The organism is Chitinolyticbacter meiyuanensis (genome assembly GCF_008033135.1).
Classification (GTDB): Bacteria; Pseudomonadota; Gammaproteobacteria; order Burkholderiales; family Chitinibacteraceae; genus Chitinolyticbacter; species Chitinolyticbacter meiyuanensis.
Genome location: NZ_CP041335.1, coordinates 4,065,625 through 4,081,679, shown reverse-complemented (window position 1 = coordinate 4,081,679; position 16,055 = coordinate 4,065,625). Strand labels below are relative to the sequence as shown.

Here is a 16,055-nt window from a genome sequence, read left to right as displayed (position 1 = left end):
CATTTCATGACATCCCCGATCGTTTCCGCCGCACAAGCCCACACCATTTCAAAAGCGCAATTCCTCGACGTTCGCGCCCAAGCGCAATACGACGAATCACACGTATCTGGCGCGATCCATCTTGAGCCACGTGCTTGGCGAGACCGAGCGAAAGACTCGACCACAGGCTTGAATCGCCAAGGCCCTTGGGAAGTAGAGCTTGCGGAGCTCGGCTTGGATGGGCCCGAAACCATCGTCGTGTACGACGACGGCTCAATGACGGAAGCGGCAAGAGCTTGGTTCATCCTGCAGCTGTTCGGCATCCCGGCGGTGGTAGTGAACGGAGGGGCACCTGCTTTGTTTGCCGCTGCTGGCTCCACAGAACCTCTGGATCTTTCACCTGTGGCCAAGGCCCGTCTGGTTGAAAAGGCCGAGCTCTCTCTCAAAGTCGCTTCACGAACTGCACGGATCTGGGACGCTCGCACGCCGGCCGAATTCGACGGTAGCAAAGCGGACAGCTATGCCAGAGGCGGACATATTCCAGGTGGCATCAATGTGGATCACCGCCAATTCTTCGATGACGCAGGCCTCATCAAACCTTCGAAAACGTTGCAGGAGATTCTCCGGGCGGAGGGCTTCGATCCTACCCAAGAGATCACCACGCATTGCGGCTCCGGTGGTCGCGGTTCATTCGCAGGCCTTGTCGCTACGGCAGCTGGATTCGAGCAGGTCGGCGTCTACTATCAGGGCTTCAGCGAGTGGGCGGCCGATTCGACGCTTCCCGTTGAAACAGGTGCTTGAAGGCCTCCATCCACCTATCTGACTCATGCCCAGCGCCCACCAAGCACAGTCTCCCAATACGACTCGAGTGATTGCAACGCTCGGCAGTGCACAAACGCTAGCCTGGGCTTCAACCTACTATTTGCCTGCCGTATTGGCAGAGGCACAAGGCGCTGAACTTGGCTTATCGAGCGCCCAGATTTTCCTGGCCTTCTCTGGCGCGCTGCTACTGTCCGGCTTGATGGGCCCCAAGGTTGGTCACTGGATTGATCGAACCGGTGGCCGCTCCGTGCTGGTGTGCTCCAGCGTCTTGCTTGCCGCAGGTCTTACCCTGCTCGGCTTGAGTCAAGGAATGCTGTCGCTGATCGCCGCATGGGTTGTGCTGGGTGCAGCAATGGGGCTGGGGCTCTACGAGGCTGCGTTTTCCACACTGGTGTTCATGTATGGCTCTGGCGCCAGAAAAGCCATCACCGGCATTACCCTGATCGCGGGGTTTGCCAGTACGGTTGGCTGGCCACTGACCAGCTTGCTCACCCACCAGTTTGACTGGCGAATTGCATGCTTTACTTGGGCAGCAATTCATCTCGTGATTGGGCTGCCACTAAATCTATCCCTACCGAAAATCAGCACTGCGGTCAGTTCACCGCACCGCCCAGAACAGGGAAGCAACCCGCCCGCGCAAGGGTCGTTCAAAGCCGTGGTTCTGGTCGCCGCCGCATTTGGATTCGCTTGGTTCATTGCAACGGCCATGGCAGCTCACCTGCCGCGGCTATTGCAGCTCTCGGGCGCCAGTGTTGGGATCGCTTTGGCTGCGGCATCGCTGGTGGGACCGTTCCAGGTTCTCGGCCGCGTCGCCGAGTTCGGATGGCTACGGCGTTACCACGCGCTGGTATCCGCTCGGGTTGCCGCTGCAGCCCACCCGATCGGCGTGCTGCTGTTGCTGAGCCTGGGCTCGCCCGCGGTCTTTGTCTTTGCAATCTTGCACGGCATGGGCAACGGCGTGATGACCATCGCCAAGGGCACAGTCCCGCTCGCGCTCTTCGGCTCGGAGGGCTACGGCGCTCGGCTCGGCTGGATTATGGCACCAGCCCGCATTGGCCAAGCCTTTGCGCCGCCGTTGATGGGTTATGCGTTGGATCGCTTTGGAAGCAGTGCCGCGCTATTAACTGGTGCAATAGGGGGATTCTCATGGCTGGCCCTCATAGCCATCGGTGCGAGATCCGACCGCAAATAGTATGGCTCGTTGGTACGGAACGGGTCCCGCTGTGCTATCTGAAAAACTACCTGAACGGCACATGATTTAGTTATTTGACATATAGTGACTGAGCGCTCGAGCCGGCGCCGCCCCAACCCCATCTACAGCAGAGTAGTTAGCAGAAATGGGGCCAGTCAGCACCTCACGCAGAATGGAACGTGCCAATGCCCATTACCTCGCTTGGATCAACTTGGAAAAAGTGGGATCTTCATGTCCACACTCCTGATTCCTTTATTCATCACTATCCGGGTAGCAAAGAGGAAGCGTGGGAGAGTTTTATCACCGATCTCGAAAATCTTCCCGAAGAATTTAAGGTAATTGGCATCAACGATTATGTTCTTGTGGATGGATATGAAAAAATTCTGAAAGCCAAACGGGAAGAAGGACGACTTAAAAATATCGATTTGGTTCTGCCAATTGTAGAGCTTAGGCTAGATAAGTTCGGCGGTGTTGTTCAAAGTGGTAAGAACGGCTACTCCCCCTCGGCCTGGAGTAGGATAAATATCCACGTTATTTTCGATCAGGTAGAGCCAGATTTTATTCGCCAGCAATTTATTTCGGCAATTGGACCAAGCTATCGTTTGGTTCCAGGGTCGGCAGGTGAAGGGAAATGGAATTGTGTGATATCTCGGCCGAGTTTGGAGGCACTTGGCTCGGCAATAATTGAATCAGCCCCGGCAGAGCGGCGTGATGCTTTTGGGTCTCCGCTAATTGAAGGATTTAATAATCTAAATATAAGCGCAGATGGCTTGCGTAAAGCTCTTGAAAACGACGCGTTGAAGGGAAAATTTGTTTTGGCAGTCGGCAAGACCGAGTGGGAGAATCTAAAATGGGACGACCATACGATCGCTGAGAAAAAAACGCTAATTAATGAGGCCAGTTTGGTGTTTACAGCGGCAGAATCTCCAGAGGCTTATGCCAAGGCCAAAAGCAAGTTGTTGGATGCGAATGTAAATTCAAATCTTCTAGATTGCTCGGACGCACATTGGCTGAGCTCTTCAGAAGACAAAGACCGAGTTGGAAATTGTTTTACTTGGATCAAGGCAGACAGTACTTTCAAAGGACTGCTTCAAGCAATTGAAGAGTTTGAGGACCGAGTCTTTGTCGGCGATCTCCCACCTAAATTGCAACTTGTCGACCTGAACCGAACCAAGTTCATCCGCTCGGTCACGGTTACAAAAAAAGCGGAATCTGCTCTGGTCGAAACTTGGTTCGATGTCGACTTGCCTCTCAACCCAGATTTAGTTGCGATTATAGGCAACAAGGGAAGTGGGAAAAGCGCCCTTTCCGACATCATAGCCTTAGCGGGTGGTGCGCGAAATCACGAAAGCTTTTCTTTTTTAAATACGGCACGCTTTAGAAATCCACGTACGCGCTTAGCACAGAATTTTACAGGGGCAGTGAATTGGCATGACGGCAGCACCACCTCAATGGAGCTGGACAAAAACCCAGATCCAAATGGCATTGAGCGTGTGAAATATCTGCCTCAGAGGTATGTTGAGGACCTTTGCAATGAATTGGGGGGTGGCGGCTCCGCAACGTTCGATTCAGAATTGAGAAAAATCATATATTCGCACGTTCCACGTGAAGATCGCTTGGGGCAAGCATCAATGGATGCGCTGATCAACTACAAAGTTTCCGAGATAAATCACGCCCGTCAAGCATTGCGCCAGAGTATTTCGAAGATTAATCGTGAAATTATTGAGGCAGAGCACCGGCTGGCGCCAGAGTTCAAAAGGAGTCTAGAAGAGCAGCTTGTTGCAAAAAAAGCCCAGCTGCTAGCACTAGAAGAAGCAAAACCTGAAGAAATTGCTGATCCCACTGCCTCTTCTGAAGCACTTGAGGACTCTAAGAGGGCCGCAGCAGCAATCGACGAACTCGAAGAGCAGCTTCGGAAAATCAAGCAGGAAGAAGTCGAGCAACGCAATGTAAAGGCGGCCGCGGCAAAAAGGCAAGCAGTCGCGAAACGGATTGCACAGGCATTAGAAAATCAAAAGAGACATAACGAGTCATTTGTAAAAGAGCTAGAGGAGCTTTGGATCGATCTTGGGACGGAGCTGTCAATAGACTCTGTGTATAGGGTTGAAATAGACAGTGCTCCGATTGAGGAGGTCGCCACTGCAATGCAAGAGGTGATCGATAATGCTGACCGCCTGCTGGTAACGCTAGAGCCAGGGAGCATCAGCAGGCGCAGTGAAGAAATAACCGCATCAATCGAAGAGGCAAAAGGTAAGCTGGGTGAGAAACAGCGACTCTACGTCCGCTATAAGGAAGACTTGTTTCAATGGGGGCAGCTGAAATCGGATATTATTGGCCCCGCAGAAAAAACCGGAACAATCGCTTGGTTTGAATCAGAATTGGAGTCTCTCACAAAACTCCCTGAGCAGCTGCTCAGGCTAGAAAAAGAGCGAACATTGCTTTCAAGAGAGATTCACGCAAAAATCCAAGCGACTGTTGATGAATACCAGCGCCTCTATCACCCAGTCCAAAATTTTGTGCAGTCTGCAGAGCAGATGGAGATGAATTTACCTCTAGAATTCCATGTTCGCATTGAAGAGGTTGGATTCCAGGACCAGTTTTTCAATAAACTAAACCGGCAGGTACGAGGCACGTTCTCAGGCGTTGAGGAAAGCAGTCTGGTTGTAAGGCGTATGCTACATGAGGCTAATTTCGCCACCGCAGATGAAGCGATCACTTTTGCAAGCCAAATCGATCACGCGCTAAAGGTCGATACGCGTGATGGTCAGAGTGCGCGGGGAACTCGGTTGGCAGATCAAGTAAAAAAGGGCATTGAACCACTTGAAGTGCTCGATTATATTTTCGGCTTTGAATATCTTACCCCGCGATACTCCTTGACATTTAACGGCCAAGAGATTGGTCAACTCTCTCCGGGAGAGCGTGGCCTTTTACTTTTGGTGTTTTATTTGTTAGTCGACAAAGATGATATTCCTATATTGATTGATCAGCCTGAGGAAAATTTGGACAACCAAACAATCTTTAAGGTGTTGGTGAAATGTATTAAAAAAGCCAAAGATCGAAGACAAGTCATTATGGTCACGCACAATCCGAATTTAGCAGTTGTGTGCGACGCCGAACAAATTATTCATGCCACTTGCGACAAGGCAGCAAGTCGATTTTGTTATGAGTCAGGAGCCATTGAACAATTAGAAATTAAAGACAGGGTAGTCCAAATTCTTGAGGGCACAGAGCCCGCATTTAAAAATAGACAGTCAAAATATCGACTGCGGTGACCAATAAATATCGGGGTATATGCTTGGCTTGTCGAACGAATGCATGTCGCGTGAGGAGAATGTGCATACCTACCAAAGGTAGGAAGTCTCAAAGTAAAGCAGCGAGTTTTGCCGAAGATTGCCGAGATAGGATTGGCGAGGGCCCCGAAAAACATCGAAGCCGGTTCGTAGGCGGATGTGATCCGAATAGGCGTAGCTCAGGCGCCCTCTTAGCATCCAGTCTTCGTTGGGCTGCGACCAGACGGCAAACAGGTCTAGGTCAGCCCTTGAGTCCAGAAATGACTTGGCATATCGGGCGGTGACGCCGTACTGGTTGTCATCCAGCTCGTTGCTGATCAGGCCTTGGGCCGCTTGCAGCGATTGCTGGATGGGATGCGGGTTGGCGGGAAGATCGCCATGCAAGTGCTTCCAGAACAGTTGAAGACCGAGGGTTTCCCGATCACCCAAGGCCCATTCCCCACCGACAACAGTCGACACATAGGGCCGGCGCCATGCAGTCAGTGGCTCGGCGTCCTGGTTATAGGTGACCCATGCAAATTCAGCACGGTAGGCGACCTCACCCCGAACGAAGGCGATGTCCGCCCCGAGCATTTGGAACGGGGTGGCTTCCTGCGACAGGACGAGCCCCTGTTGAGTCATCGCACTCACCGCGAGGGTGGGATACAAGTCATTGCCGCGAACATATCCAATGGACCAATCCGCGGCCTCTCCCAGAACGTCGTACTTGGCGGCGAAGCTTGAGGCACGGTCCGGATGCTCATCCAGCACGACTACGCCTGGCTGCTCGCGAAACGGCACCTGATTGAGCTCGCGCTGGTCCATCCAGTGCAGCTGCAGTTTTCCCGGACCGATTTGGCAATCCAGATGAAGGCCCCAATTCCCCGCACGTTGCTCGTCGTCGTCGGGCGTCAAGCGGCGGAAGTTGCGGGGCGAAATCTGGTCAGTCGGATTGATTGCGTCGGCTCTGCCCCAGAGCACCAGTCGTTTGCCTAGTGTGGGTGCGCACGGCGCTTGGCCAAGACGCAGATACAGCTCGTTGATGCCTGCGTCTTCTCGCTTGTGGTCCAGCCTTTCCGGTGCCGAGAGCGCCCAGAGGGCTGCATGCAGCTGGAGTGATTCGGTTGCTTGCCAATCCAGCAGCAGATCGCCGCGCAGTACGCCAATGCTGGTCCGGTCATCCAGCATCCTGGTAGAGGACCATACCCCCGCTGCCACTTCCCCACTGATATCGATCGGCTCGGCATATACTAGGGCCGAGCCCCATATCGACAACACCGCACACACCGACACCAACCGGTGCTTGTTGAACGGCCTGATCATCTAGTTGGTCGCGAGATTGTTCGCCGAGAAAGTGGTATCTGCAACCGGCTCGCCCACCTTGAAGCTCGCGAAGGTGATGGTGGTGGTGTGCCCGCTCTGCAGATTTGATCCCACTGCTTTCATGGGCTGCCACTTGTTGTTCGCGTTATCCACCTTCTGGATGTCCGAGAACACGAAGCGCTTGTAGGGCTGGCCACCGGTGTCCTGGGTTTCGACCAGGGCGGCCACCCAGTTGTCCTTGCGCACCCACGAGACGCGCTTGCCATACCCGGAATCCGTCCGCGTCGCGTCACTGGCCGGGATGGACTCGATGACAAAGTAACCAACACCGTCCTTGGTCTGCTCGGAGACCAGGGTGTGTTTCCAGTCGCCCACCTTGTGGCCCATCACGTCGCCGTAGCTGAAATCGGTACCGATGAAGCTGTCCTTCTTGTTGGAGGCCACCAGCCGGCGCACCCGCTTCATCGCGGGCAGGTAGACCCACATGCCGTCATCCGCCGCGCTCTTTTCGATCAGGAGGGTGGAGGTCCCTTTGATGTCGGCAGGCGCTTCAAACCGGACCAGTCGCATCGTGTCCGTGCCGTTCTCCTGCAGCTTGGAGGTCATGTTGGCTTTACGCGTCCGCTTGCCGCCGTCCTTGCTCTCCAACACGAACTCTGCCGAGGATTTCGACGTGCTGAATCGCGTTGCTGCGGCACTGCGCTCCATGATTTCGGCGGCAGTCGGTGCGGACCAGGCCACCTGCGAGTAGGTCAGGAAGCCGATGGTGGCCAGGACGATCAGCAGGATCGCGCCACGATCACCCGAACGCCGCTCCAGTACGAATCGCGGCTTGAAGATCAGGATCGCGCTGGGAATGAGGGTCAGGGCCGTGAGGACGCTGGCCAGCATCGCCAACACGATGAAGGAGGAGAGCCACATATGGACCTTGTAGTCGTATGAGAACAGGAGAACCGCATACCCGCCGGCGACGGCCGTTGCCACGAAGAGGCACGCTTTGCCAGCGGTCTTGATTGCTTGATTTACCGCTGCGTTGAGGGATTGCCCTTGGGCGACAAACTCCGAGATCCGGTAGATCAGGTAGATGGCGTAGTCCGCACCGATGCCGACGGCCATTGCGGAGATCAACGAGTTCGGGATGTTGAGCGGGACGCCGAAGTAGCCCATCACCCCAAACACCAGCGCCAGCACGACCAAGAGCGGCGCCAGTACCAGTGCACCGGCGACGAATGATCTGAACGCGATGGCCGAGACGGCGAAGATCACGGCCAGTATCTGCACGATGTTGAGCAGCTTGCTGTGCACCATCACGTCGGTGACGGCGAGCGTCTGTGCGACCTCGCCCCCAAACGAGACGCTGACGCTGCGGGGGAACAGCTTGCTGGCTTCACGCTTCAGGTCACGGACCAACTGATCGATTTCCGCGTTGCTGTTGGTGCGCAACATGACGGAGATCTTTGCCCGCTGGTAGCCGTAGTCGACATGTGCGGAGAAGTCCTCGGGATCGCCCGACATCGAGTAGAGGAACAGGTATTGAGCGATCAGATTCTGGTCCGCAGGCAGCCGGCCAGCCGTCTTGCTCTCGCCTGAAGCGGCTTCATGCATGCGCTGCAGGAAGTCGTAGATCGACAGCGTCTTGCCGACGTAGGCACGCTTCGCCGCTTCGAGCTGAAGCGCGTGCATGGCGGCCAGGACCTTGGGATCCTTGATGCCATCCTCTCGGCCGGTATCGACCATCAGGTAGAGCACATTGGTCCCGCCGGTTTGTAGATTGAGCTGCTGATCGTCTTGCTGGATAGGCAGGCTGGGGGAGAAGAACGTCTTGCTGGCGTTGTCGATCTGGACCTTCGGCCAGCCGGCAATCGCGATCGCGATCAGGAGCGCCGTTCCAATCAGGATGACCTTGCGACCACCAGGCGCCATCACCGTTTGCGCGATGCCCGCACTCAGGCGATCCCAGAAGCGGACGCGGCTCTCAGTGCGGATCTGGTCCGCTGATGGTGGCCGCAAGCTGGCGCGCACTGCCGGTGTGAACGTGAATTCAAGAATGACCGCGGTGAGAATCCCGATGCCGGTGAAGATGCCGAAGGCCCGCACCGTTTCAACCTCGAACACCACCAGAGAGAAGAACCCCAGCGCGGCAACGCCGCCCGCGATCACCAGAACCGGGCCTACCGCGACCAGCGATTGGATCGTTGCCAATCGATTGGCCAGCGCCGGCTCAACGCGCTGGTTGTCGACCAGCTCGATAAAGCGCTCGTAATACCGCTTCAGCAGCTGGACCGCATGTCCCGCGGCGACGGCAAGAATCAGGATTGGCGTCGGTGAATTGAAGATATCCATGGGGATACGCATCAGCCCCATCACACCCACGCCCCATACGACCGACAACAACGCGGTCACCAGCGGCAGGATCAGTCCTTGCCGGGTACGGAAGGCTTCGAAGTGCAACAGGCCGATCACCAGCACTGCAATGGGGAACAGCCAGTTGATACGCTCGGCAAAGATCTCCGCCTGATGCAAGAAGACCGGGTTGCCGCTGACCGATACCTGCAGGCCCGCCTGCTTTTCCTGATCAAGTATCTTGTGGACATCAGCGAGCATGGCGCCGAAGCCGTTCGGGTTCTCCTTGAGCTCAAGCATGATCGTCGCGGTACGCCAATCATGCGAGACGACGGTGTCGCGATAAATGGGATTGGCTTCGATGGCTTGCTTAAGTGCCGTTCGGTCAATCTGTGCGCCATGGCCGGCATCGACGAGGGGTTTGGCCTCAAAGCCCTCCGCATTGCCACGGATGCTCTTGGCCTGGCGTGAGGTCAGGCTTAGCAACGTCTGCTTGCTCACCGTTGGAGAGGCATAGAGCTGGTCGGTGATGCGGCGAACCGTGTCGAGCACAGCGGGCTGCAGCGCATCGCCCTGCTTGGGGGTAACACCGATGACCACCAAGTACTTCGAGCCGAAGATCTTCTCGATTGCGTTGGTGGCCTTGATGTAGGGGTGCCCTTGCGGCACCACTGCAGCAGGATTGATGACCACCTGTTGTTTGGCGGCGAACAAGCCGAAGAAGACGGTCAACAGGACGACAAAGCCGATTACCCATTTCCGGTAATCCACAACCCATGTGACGTATCGTTCGAGCAAACGCGGAGCGTTCGAGTGGGCGTCGCGTGCGGGAACTGAAAGCCCAGCGGTGTGTGTGATGTCGTTCATTGTGCAAGGTATCGGAAGTGGCCATCTTGGCGGCGAGCAAATTGCCGCGATTGTTCGAGCTGATGGTAGAAAGGCGCGCCGCGACGCTCAATGGAAGCGATGTACTATCGTCAAGCGCGAGAAATTGGGACGGCATGAAAGTGCATTCTTCAGGGAGCACGCATTGATGCAATTTCTGGCATATCTAACGGGGACTGCGCTGCTGCTGCTGTCACTATCTTTATTGGCGTACGCATGGTGGACGGAAGACCATTTGGGGCATAAAACGGACGCGCTGATATGGCGTAGTCTGTTTATCGCCGGTACACCGATCCGTTTTTCAGCTTCTGTGCTGCGGCAATTGGCGGCTTGTCTGCAATACGTGGGCAGACTTGCCACGATGGCGTTACTGGCAGGGACCCTTCTGGTATTGGCAAACGAGGTGGTGCAGATCCTTGGTTATGGTGCCTTGCTCAAAGGCCCAACCTACGAATCGTGGCTAACTTTGTTTTCCAAGCCTGTCGCCTGGGCTGCGGCAACCACGATCGTGGGCGCCACGGTTGCCTTGGCGAACCTTCGCAAGTACGACATCGACAGCGAAGCCGCTATGGATCGAAAAATCGATCGAGCGCTAGCCCGCTCCAAGGAACGGGAAGAGCAGAAAGCAGCTATGCGGGCCAAGCTAGAAGCAGCGCGGCAACCTGCCGACTGAGCGCACCAGCGCGATTGCTCATGCGTAGGCCAAATAGGATTTGGTCAGGTCGTGCCTGGGCTGATCGAACAGATCAAGCGCGCTTCCGCATTCGATCAGTCGCCCCACGCCATCCAGCTTCCAGAACATGGCGACCTGGCTTGCGACCCGACGTGCCTGGCCCAGGCTGTGGGTGACCAGCAGGATGGTTCTGGTCCGGGATAGGCGCAGGATCAGGTCCTCGATCTTCTGCGTCGAGATTGGATCAAGGGCGCTGCACGGCTCGTCCATGAGCAGCACGGCCGGCTGAAGTACCAATGCACGCGCCAGGCAAAGCCGTTGCTGTTGACCGCCCGACAGCGCGAAGGCCGAGACTGACAATCGATCCTTCACCTCATCCCATAAGCCGACTTCCTGCAGCGCAGATTCGATCCGCTCGCTGACCTCGCCCTTTGCCCGAATGCCATGCTGCTTCAGTGCGAACTCAAGGTTCTTCCAGATTGAAAACGGAAATGGATTCGGGCGCTGAAACAGCATGCCAACCTGCCGCCGCAGCAAGATTGCGTCCTTGCGCATTTGCTCATTGTCGAGCCAGCTGAACTCTACCGACCCGGTCACACAGCAACCGGGAATCAGGTCGCATAGCCGATTGACCGTATACAGCATGCTGGATTTGCCGCAGCCGGAAGGGCCGATCATGGCAGTGACCGAATTGCGTGGCACCTTGAGGCAAACTGATTCCACGACCTTGTTGTGGCCGTAGCGCACTGAAATATCGTCAAACTCGATATGCCCCGACGAAGGTGGGTTGTCCGCGATCGATTGCGCTGGTGCGTAGGCGCGCTCAGTAAGTGGCGGCGTTGCCAGCAAGGTGGAGTGGGTCATCGAAAATCCTTGATTCAGCACTGGGAAGCGCCAGTCATGTGTTTATGCATCCAGCGGGTAGCCCAATGAACCGACACGCTCAGAACGGTGAGCATGAGCAACAGCGCCAGCGCTGAGCCGTAGGCATTCGGCATGCCACCCGGCACATTCGTGGACAGGTCGTAGATATGGATGGAAATGCTTCGGCCAGAATCCATGATCGATTCGGGCATCCGGTCCGAGTAGCCGCTGGTGAAGAGCAGCACGGCGGTTTCGGCCAGGGCTCGCGTCATCGACAGAATCAGGCCGGCGCAAATACCGGGCAGCGCCACCGGCACGGTCACGCTCCACAACACGGCAGGCTTTGAGAGCCCAAGCGCAGCTCCCGATACCCGATGTTGTTCACCAGCCGCTTCAAGCGCCGTGGTCAGGGCGCGGGCGAGCGTCGGCAGGATCATGCAGGCCAGCGCCAATCCGCCGGCGGCAATCGAGTAGCCCATGCCGAGCTGACGACAAAACAGGCTGAGCCCGAACAGTCCGAAGACCACAGAAGGCACGCCGGCCAGGACATCCAAGCTGCACCGCATCGATGTAGCGACCCAGCCATCCGGTCGGCACACCTCCGTGAGCATCACCGCGATAGCAAACGCCAGCGGCATCGCTGCAGCCAAGCTGACGGAGACGATGGCCAAGGTTGAGACCAGAATGGGCAAGATCCCTCCGCTGCGGCCTGCATCGCTAGGGCTTTGCGTGAAGAAATCGAGCGAGAGCGCATGGCTCCCTTCCAACACCACGATCAGCAGCGGCCAGAGCAGGACCGCAACAACCAACAGCGACCCGGCCCACAGAAAACCATTCCAAAGACGGTCGCGCGAGTAGAGCAGGCTGAGCGTGCTCATGGCGCACCCCGCTGGCCGGTTGCACCAACCCATTCCCCGAGCGCGACCAGGGCGCTGACCAAGAGCAGCATCATCAGCCCTGCTACGAACAGCGAGGCCCGGTGATCACCCATCGCATAAGGCATTTCCAGCGCGATGTTTGCAGTCAGCGTGCGGACCGGCTCGAACAGGGATTTGGGTACCTGGACGATATTGCCGCAGACCATGAGCACCACCATCGTCTCGCCGATGGCGCGCGCCGCCCCAAGAATCATCGCCGACACGATGCCGTGCTTTGCCGCGGGTAGCACGATGCGAAGCACCGTCTGGGCGTTAGAAACCCCGAGCGCGGACGCGGCCTGCGCATATCCAGGCGGTACGGTTTGCAGTGCGGCCCGTGAGAGCATCGCGATGGTCGGAAAGATCATCACAGCAACAACGATCATGCCGGCAAGCAGGCTGGAGCCGGGTGGGGAAATCTGGTTCACCAGCGGGACGATGACGGTGATGCCCCACAGACCGTAGACGACGGTTGGCACCGCCGCGCTGGCCTCGACCAGTATGCGCATACCGTTTGCGAGCCATGGCGGCGCCACGAAACAGGTGAATGTCGCGAATACCAGACTCAAGGGCGTCGCAATGACCAGCGCTCCGAGGGTGAGCAGGAGGCTGGCCAGAATCATGGGCGACATGTTGAAGCTGCCGTCGCGGGGCCACCAGCCGGCATCGGTCAGAAACCGCAGTGGGCCGGCCTCGCTGATCAGTGGCCACGACTCGCGAACGAGGAAGCCGGCGATCAACAGCACGATCAAAGTGCCTGCGATCGCCAAACCCGCCATCACGGTCCAGAACGCCAGTGCCTGCATACGCGCGGCTTGCCGTGACATCGAAGCCTGGGGAAACGGCAGCTCCAGTATTGCGCTCATTGCACGCGACCGTCCTGCTTACTTGGTGACCGGGACGAAGAACTGCTTCTTCACCAGCTCGCTTGCATCCTGGGACTGCGCAAACTGCACGAGCTCCTTCGCGGTGGCGGTGAGCGGTTCCTTGAAGACAAGATTCAATGGGCGGCGGATCGCATACTCACCAGCTGCGACCGCGGCGGTAGTCGGTACCTGGTTGTCCACGGAAACCAGCTTGATAGCTGCGCCATGCTGCGCTTCGTATTCAGCGGTGCCGATCGAGACATAGCCGACTGCTGCAGGGGAGCCGGCCACCGCCTGAATGCCTTGCTGGTTGTCGCCGATCACGACGTGGGCCTTGATGTCCTTGTATTTGACGCCGAAGAAATGGCTGAAAATTTCCAGCGTCGAGCGGCCTTCGGCCTTGCTCACCACCGTGATCGGCGCATCGTCACCGCCAAGTTGCTTCCAGTTGGTGATCTTGCCGCTGTAGATGTCGATGACCTGTTGCTTGGTGAAGTGCTGGATCGGGTTGTTCTTGTGCACGATCATGCCGACGCCGTCCTGCGCGATCATCACGTGCTTCAGGTCCGCTTCGTCCGACTTGAGCTCGCGTGAGACCATCCCGATGCCAGCTGTCCCTTGACGCACGTCGAGCACGCCGCGCGAACTGCCGCCGGCCTGTACTTCGATGCGAACGCCCGGATGGCTTTGCTCATAGGCTTTGGCGATTTCGCTCATCAACGGAGCAATGGTGCTTGCACCCACCACCATGATTCTTTCTGCTGCTGCTTTTTCTGATGTTTGAGTGGAGCCAGTCGCGCGATCACAGCCAACCAAACTGATTGTGCTTAAAGTGCCGGCGATCAATAAAGTAATTACGCCAATAACACGTTTGGATTGGAAAGGTGTCGCCATTGGAGAAACTCCACTAAATTAAAAAGGAAAGGCTTATTTTGTAAGATTGCAGATTTATTGCATAGAATCTGATCGTACTCCGCCCCCTTCCTGGCGCCGAATAGAACCTATGTACTATGGCGCGCCACACCCCTCATCTCGACAATGATTTGCTCTAAGGAATATTCACTTGTCGACGTACAGAGGGGTTGCAAAATGACTGAAGTTTTCGCCGCAGTTGCCGACGATTTGGCACCGGTCGACCTGCGTTCACAAAACCGCCGCAATGAACTGCAAACCGAGCACGATAAGAGCGACGGCTACTTCAACCTGATTGCCTACATCGCGTCGAATGCGATCGCCGGCGAAGTCATGGCGGTCGAGAACTACTCGGAGATGGTGCCGCTGATGCCCACCACCGATGACAAGATCGAGACCGTGAAGCAGGCGCACGAAGAGTCGAAGCACATTCAGATGCTCGCGAGCTTGGGCAAGCGCCACGACTACAAGGTCATGCGCGAGATCGTCGAACCGCAATGGTTCAACATCCGCCGCCATTTCAGCACCGCCGTGCACAACAAGGATCTGGCTGCCTGTCTGATCATGCAGGACCTGATGACCGAGACCATGGCCATCGTCCTGTACCGGACGCTGAAGCGTCAGGGTGACCCGGATACCTCCGTCCTCGCCAGCAAGATTCTGGAAGACGAGCTTGAGCATCTCGAAATCGGCCTGACCCGGATCCGTGGCCTGCTTGAAGCTGATCCGGAAGGTGTCCATGAGAGCCTCAAGTGGGCTCACCACCGCGTGATGCCTGAGCTCTTCAGCATGGTCAGCACCAGCTGCCATTTCCTGTGCGATCGCCTCAGCATCGATTGCGGCTCGCTGTCGCTAGGCGACTTGAAGACCGACATCGACGAGATCCGCATCGAAGCGCTCGATACCTACGTGGAAACGTTGGACAAGGCGAACTTCGACCCGGTGGTCACCGCTGCACTGATTGAATCGATGCAGTCGTATGGCGGCACGCCGTCGATGAACTCGGCACTGGCTACGGCCTAAGCGTCACTTCAACAAGGCGTTCGCAGCAGTGGAAACCCTTCAATCCGGTTTGGCATCCCCAGCCGTCCGCGCGTTCTTCGAGTTCTTGCTGATGGATGGGGCCCTGCTCATCGGGCTGTTCCTGCTGATTACCTGGGGGGTAGTGCTGCTACAGCAGCGGCTACCTTTCCAGGCGACCCAGAACAAGCTCCAAGGCGCAACGAGCTGGCGTTCCGCATTTGCTGCCAGCGTGGGCGGCGTGATCACGCCGTTCTGCTCGTGCTCCACCATTCCCGTGTTGAGCGGCATGTTGCGTGCTGGTGTGGGCTTCGTCCCCAGCTTTGCATTCCTCGTGTCCTCGCCGGTGGTCAACGAAGGCGTCTTCATCCTGCTCTTTGCCACGAAAGGGCCTGTCGCAGGCATTACCTTCATCGTGGTGGGCCTTGCGCTCACCTCCGCAGTCGGGGTCCTCGCTGGCAGGCTTGGTCTGCAGCGTTACTTGGTGTCGACGCCGGCACCGGAAAGTAGCGCGACGTTTGTGGGGAACGGCGGGCCGAGATGGCCGGGCTTCAGCGCGGCCAGCCGCTTCGCTTGGATCGCCGCGGTACGTGAGCTGAAGGACATAGCGCCCTATCTGCTCGTGGGCCTGTTGATCGGCGGGGTGATCTACGGCGCGGTGCCCAAGGACACGCTGTTGAAGCTCGTCGACAGCGTTCACCCCGCATTGCTCTATTTGGTGTGCGCACTGGTTGGTGTGCCGCTCTACATCTCACCGGTTGCCGCTCTGCCCATTGGTTTTGCGCTGATCGAAAAAGGCTTTCCGGTTGGGCCGTTGGTGACGTTCCTGGTCGCGGCGATCGGAACCAGTCCCCCGGAAATCATGCTGCTGTTCCGGCTTTTCAGATTGCCCCTGGTTATTGCCCACACCCTGAGCGTCATCGCTTGCGCGTTGATCTTGGGAGTCGTTGTGGCGCTCGTGCTCTAACTCATTCGCTTAGGAGGTGCTCC

The 16,055-nt window shown here is 56.9% G+C and carries 12 protein-coding genes; 6 read left to right on the top strand and 6 right to left on the bottom strand.

The annotated features are described in order from the left end of the window. Window positions 1-6 precede the first annotated feature (6 nt). The 3 genes from FLM21_RS19440 to FLM21_RS19430 all read left to right on the top strand — a co-directional run bounded on the left by FLM21_RS19440 (window position 7) and on the right by FLM21_RS19430 (window position 5,265). Window positions 7-780: a sulfurtransferase gene (locus FLM21_RS19440; protein WP_187360003.1), complete on the top strand. Its 774-nt coding sequence runs from the start codon at window positions 7-9 to the stop codon at window positions 778-780. Between the two features lie 25 nt (window positions 781-805). Continuing rightward, complete coding sequence (locus FLM21_RS19435) at window positions 806-1,993, top strand: MFS transporter (protein ID WP_148717158.1); 1,188 nt, start codon at window positions 806-808, stop codon at window positions 1,991-1,993. Between the two features lie 185 nt (window positions 1,994-2,178). Next, window positions 2,179-5,265, top strand: a complete 3,087-nt coding sequence (locus FLM21_RS19430) for a TrlF family AAA-like ATPase (protein ID WP_148717157.1) — start codon at window positions 2,179-2,181, stop codon at window positions 5,263-5,265. Between the two features lie 69 nt (window positions 5,266-5,334). Here FLM21_RS19430 and FLM21_RS19425 read toward each other — a convergent pair whose 3' ends face one another. Continuing rightward, window positions 5,335-6,585: a hypothetical protein gene (locus FLM21_RS19425; RefSeq protein ID WP_148717156.1), complete on the bottom strand. Its 1,251-nt coding sequence runs from the start codon at window positions 6,583-6,585 to the stop codon at window positions 5,335-5,337. Then, window positions 6,586-9,795: an outer membrane lipoprotein-sorting protein gene (locus tag FLM21_RS19420; protein ID WP_148717155.1), complete on the bottom strand. Its 3,210-nt coding sequence runs from the start codon at window positions 9,793-9,795 to the stop codon at window positions 6,586-6,588. It abuts the gene before it with no gap. On the opposite strand from FLM21_RS19420, the gene FLM21_RS19415 reads away from it, so the two are divergent. Beyond that, window positions 9,785-10,486, top strand: coding sequence for a hypothetical protein (locus tag FLM21_RS19415; RefSeq protein ID WP_148717154.1), 702 nt, complete (start codon window positions 9,785-9,787; stop codon window positions 10,484-10,486). The two genes, FLM21_RS19420 and FLM21_RS19415, sit on opposite strands and share 11 nt — an antisense overlap. An 18-nt stretch (window positions 10,487-10,504) precedes the next feature. Here FLM21_RS19415 and FLM21_RS19410 read toward each other — a convergent pair whose 3' ends face one another. The 4 genes from FLM21_RS19410 to FLM21_RS19395 are packed head-to-tail and all read right to left on the bottom strand — an operon-like array spanning window position 10,505 to window position 14,027. Then, window positions 10,505-11,350 carry a phosphate ABC transporter ATP-binding protein gene (locus FLM21_RS19410; protein ID WP_148717153.1) on the bottom strand — a complete coding sequence of 282 codons (846 nt, stop codon included), beginning with the start codon at window positions 11,348-11,350 and terminating at the stop codon, window positions 10,505-10,507. 14 nt (window positions 11,351-11,364) lie between these two features. Beyond that, window positions 11,365-12,228 (bottom strand): phosphate ABC transporter permease PstA, encoded by an 864-nt coding sequence (pstA, locus tag FLM21_RS19405; protein WP_148717152.1) that lies wholly within the window; start codon window positions 12,226-12,228, stop codon window positions 11,365-11,367. Then, window positions 12,225-13,133, bottom strand: a complete 909-nt coding sequence (pstC, locus tag FLM21_RS19400; RefSeq protein ID WP_222846728.1) for a phosphate ABC transporter permease subunit PstC — start codon at window positions 13,131-13,133, stop codon at window positions 12,225-12,227. The genes pstA and pstC overlap by 4 nt, the downstream gene beginning before the upstream one ends. A gap of 18 nt (window positions 13,134-13,151) precedes the next feature. After that, entirely contained in the window at window positions 13,152-14,027 is an 876-nt protein-coding gene (locus FLM21_RS19395) for a phosphate ABC transporter substrate-binding protein (protein WP_148717151.1), read from the bottom strand. 195 nt (window positions 14,028-14,222) lie between these two features. Here FLM21_RS19395 and FLM21_RS19390 point away from each other — a divergent pair, with 195 nt between their 5' ends. Then, on the top strand, window positions 14,223-15,068 hold the full coding sequence (locus FLM21_RS19390) for a ferritin-like domain-containing protein (RefSeq protein ID WP_187360002.1): 846 nt from the start codon (window positions 14,223-14,225) through the stop codon (window positions 15,066-15,068). Window positions 15,069-15,096: 28 nt separating this feature from the next. Further along, on the top strand, window positions 15,097-16,032 hold the full coding sequence (locus tag FLM21_RS19385) for a permease (protein WP_148717149.1): 936 nt from the start codon (window positions 15,097-15,099) through the stop codon (window positions 16,030-16,032). Window positions 16,033-16,055 lie beyond the last annotated feature (23 nt).

Coding starts and splice junctions, on each gene's coding strand:
- FLM21_RS19440 (WP_187360003.1), top strand. CDS start 7: ATGACATCCCCGATCGTTTCCGCCGCACAAGCCCACACCATTTCAAAA.
- FLM21_RS19435 (WP_148717158.1), top strand. CDS start 806: ATGCCCAGCGCCCACCAAGCACAGTCTCCCAATACGACTCGAGTGATT.
- FLM21_RS19430 (WP_148717157.1), top strand. CDS start 2,179: ATGCCCATTACCTCGCTTGGATCAACTTGGAAAAAGTGGGATCTTCAT.
- FLM21_RS19425 (WP_148717156.1), bottom strand. CDS start 6,585: ATGATCAGGCCGTTCAACAAGCACCGGTTGGTGTCGGTGTGTGCGGTG.
- FLM21_RS19415 (WP_148717154.1), top strand. CDS start 9,785: ATGTCGTTCATTGTGCAAGGTATCGGAAGTGGCCATCTTGGCGGCGAG.
- FLM21_RS19420 (WP_148717155.1), bottom strand. CDS start 9,795: ATGAACGACATCACACACACCGCTGGGCTTTCAGTTCCCGCACGCGAC.
- FLM21_RS19410 (WP_148717153.1), bottom strand. CDS start 11,350: ATGACCCACTCCACCTTGCTGGCAACGCCGCCACTTACTGAGCGCGCC.
- pstA (WP_148717152.1), bottom strand. CDS start 12,228: ATGAGCACGCTCAGCCTGCTCTACTCGCGCGACCGTCTTTGGAATGGT.
- pstC (WP_222846728.1), bottom strand. CDS start 13,133: ATGAGCGCAATACTGGAGCTGCCGTTTCCCCAGGCTTCGATGTCACGG.
- FLM21_RS19395 (WP_148717151.1), bottom strand. CDS start 14,027: ATGGCGACACCTTTCCAATCCAAACGTGTTATTGGCGTAATTACTTTA.
- FLM21_RS19390 (WP_187360002.1), top strand. CDS start 14,223: ATGACTGAAGTTTTCGCCGCAGTTGCCGACGATTTGGCACCGGTCGAC.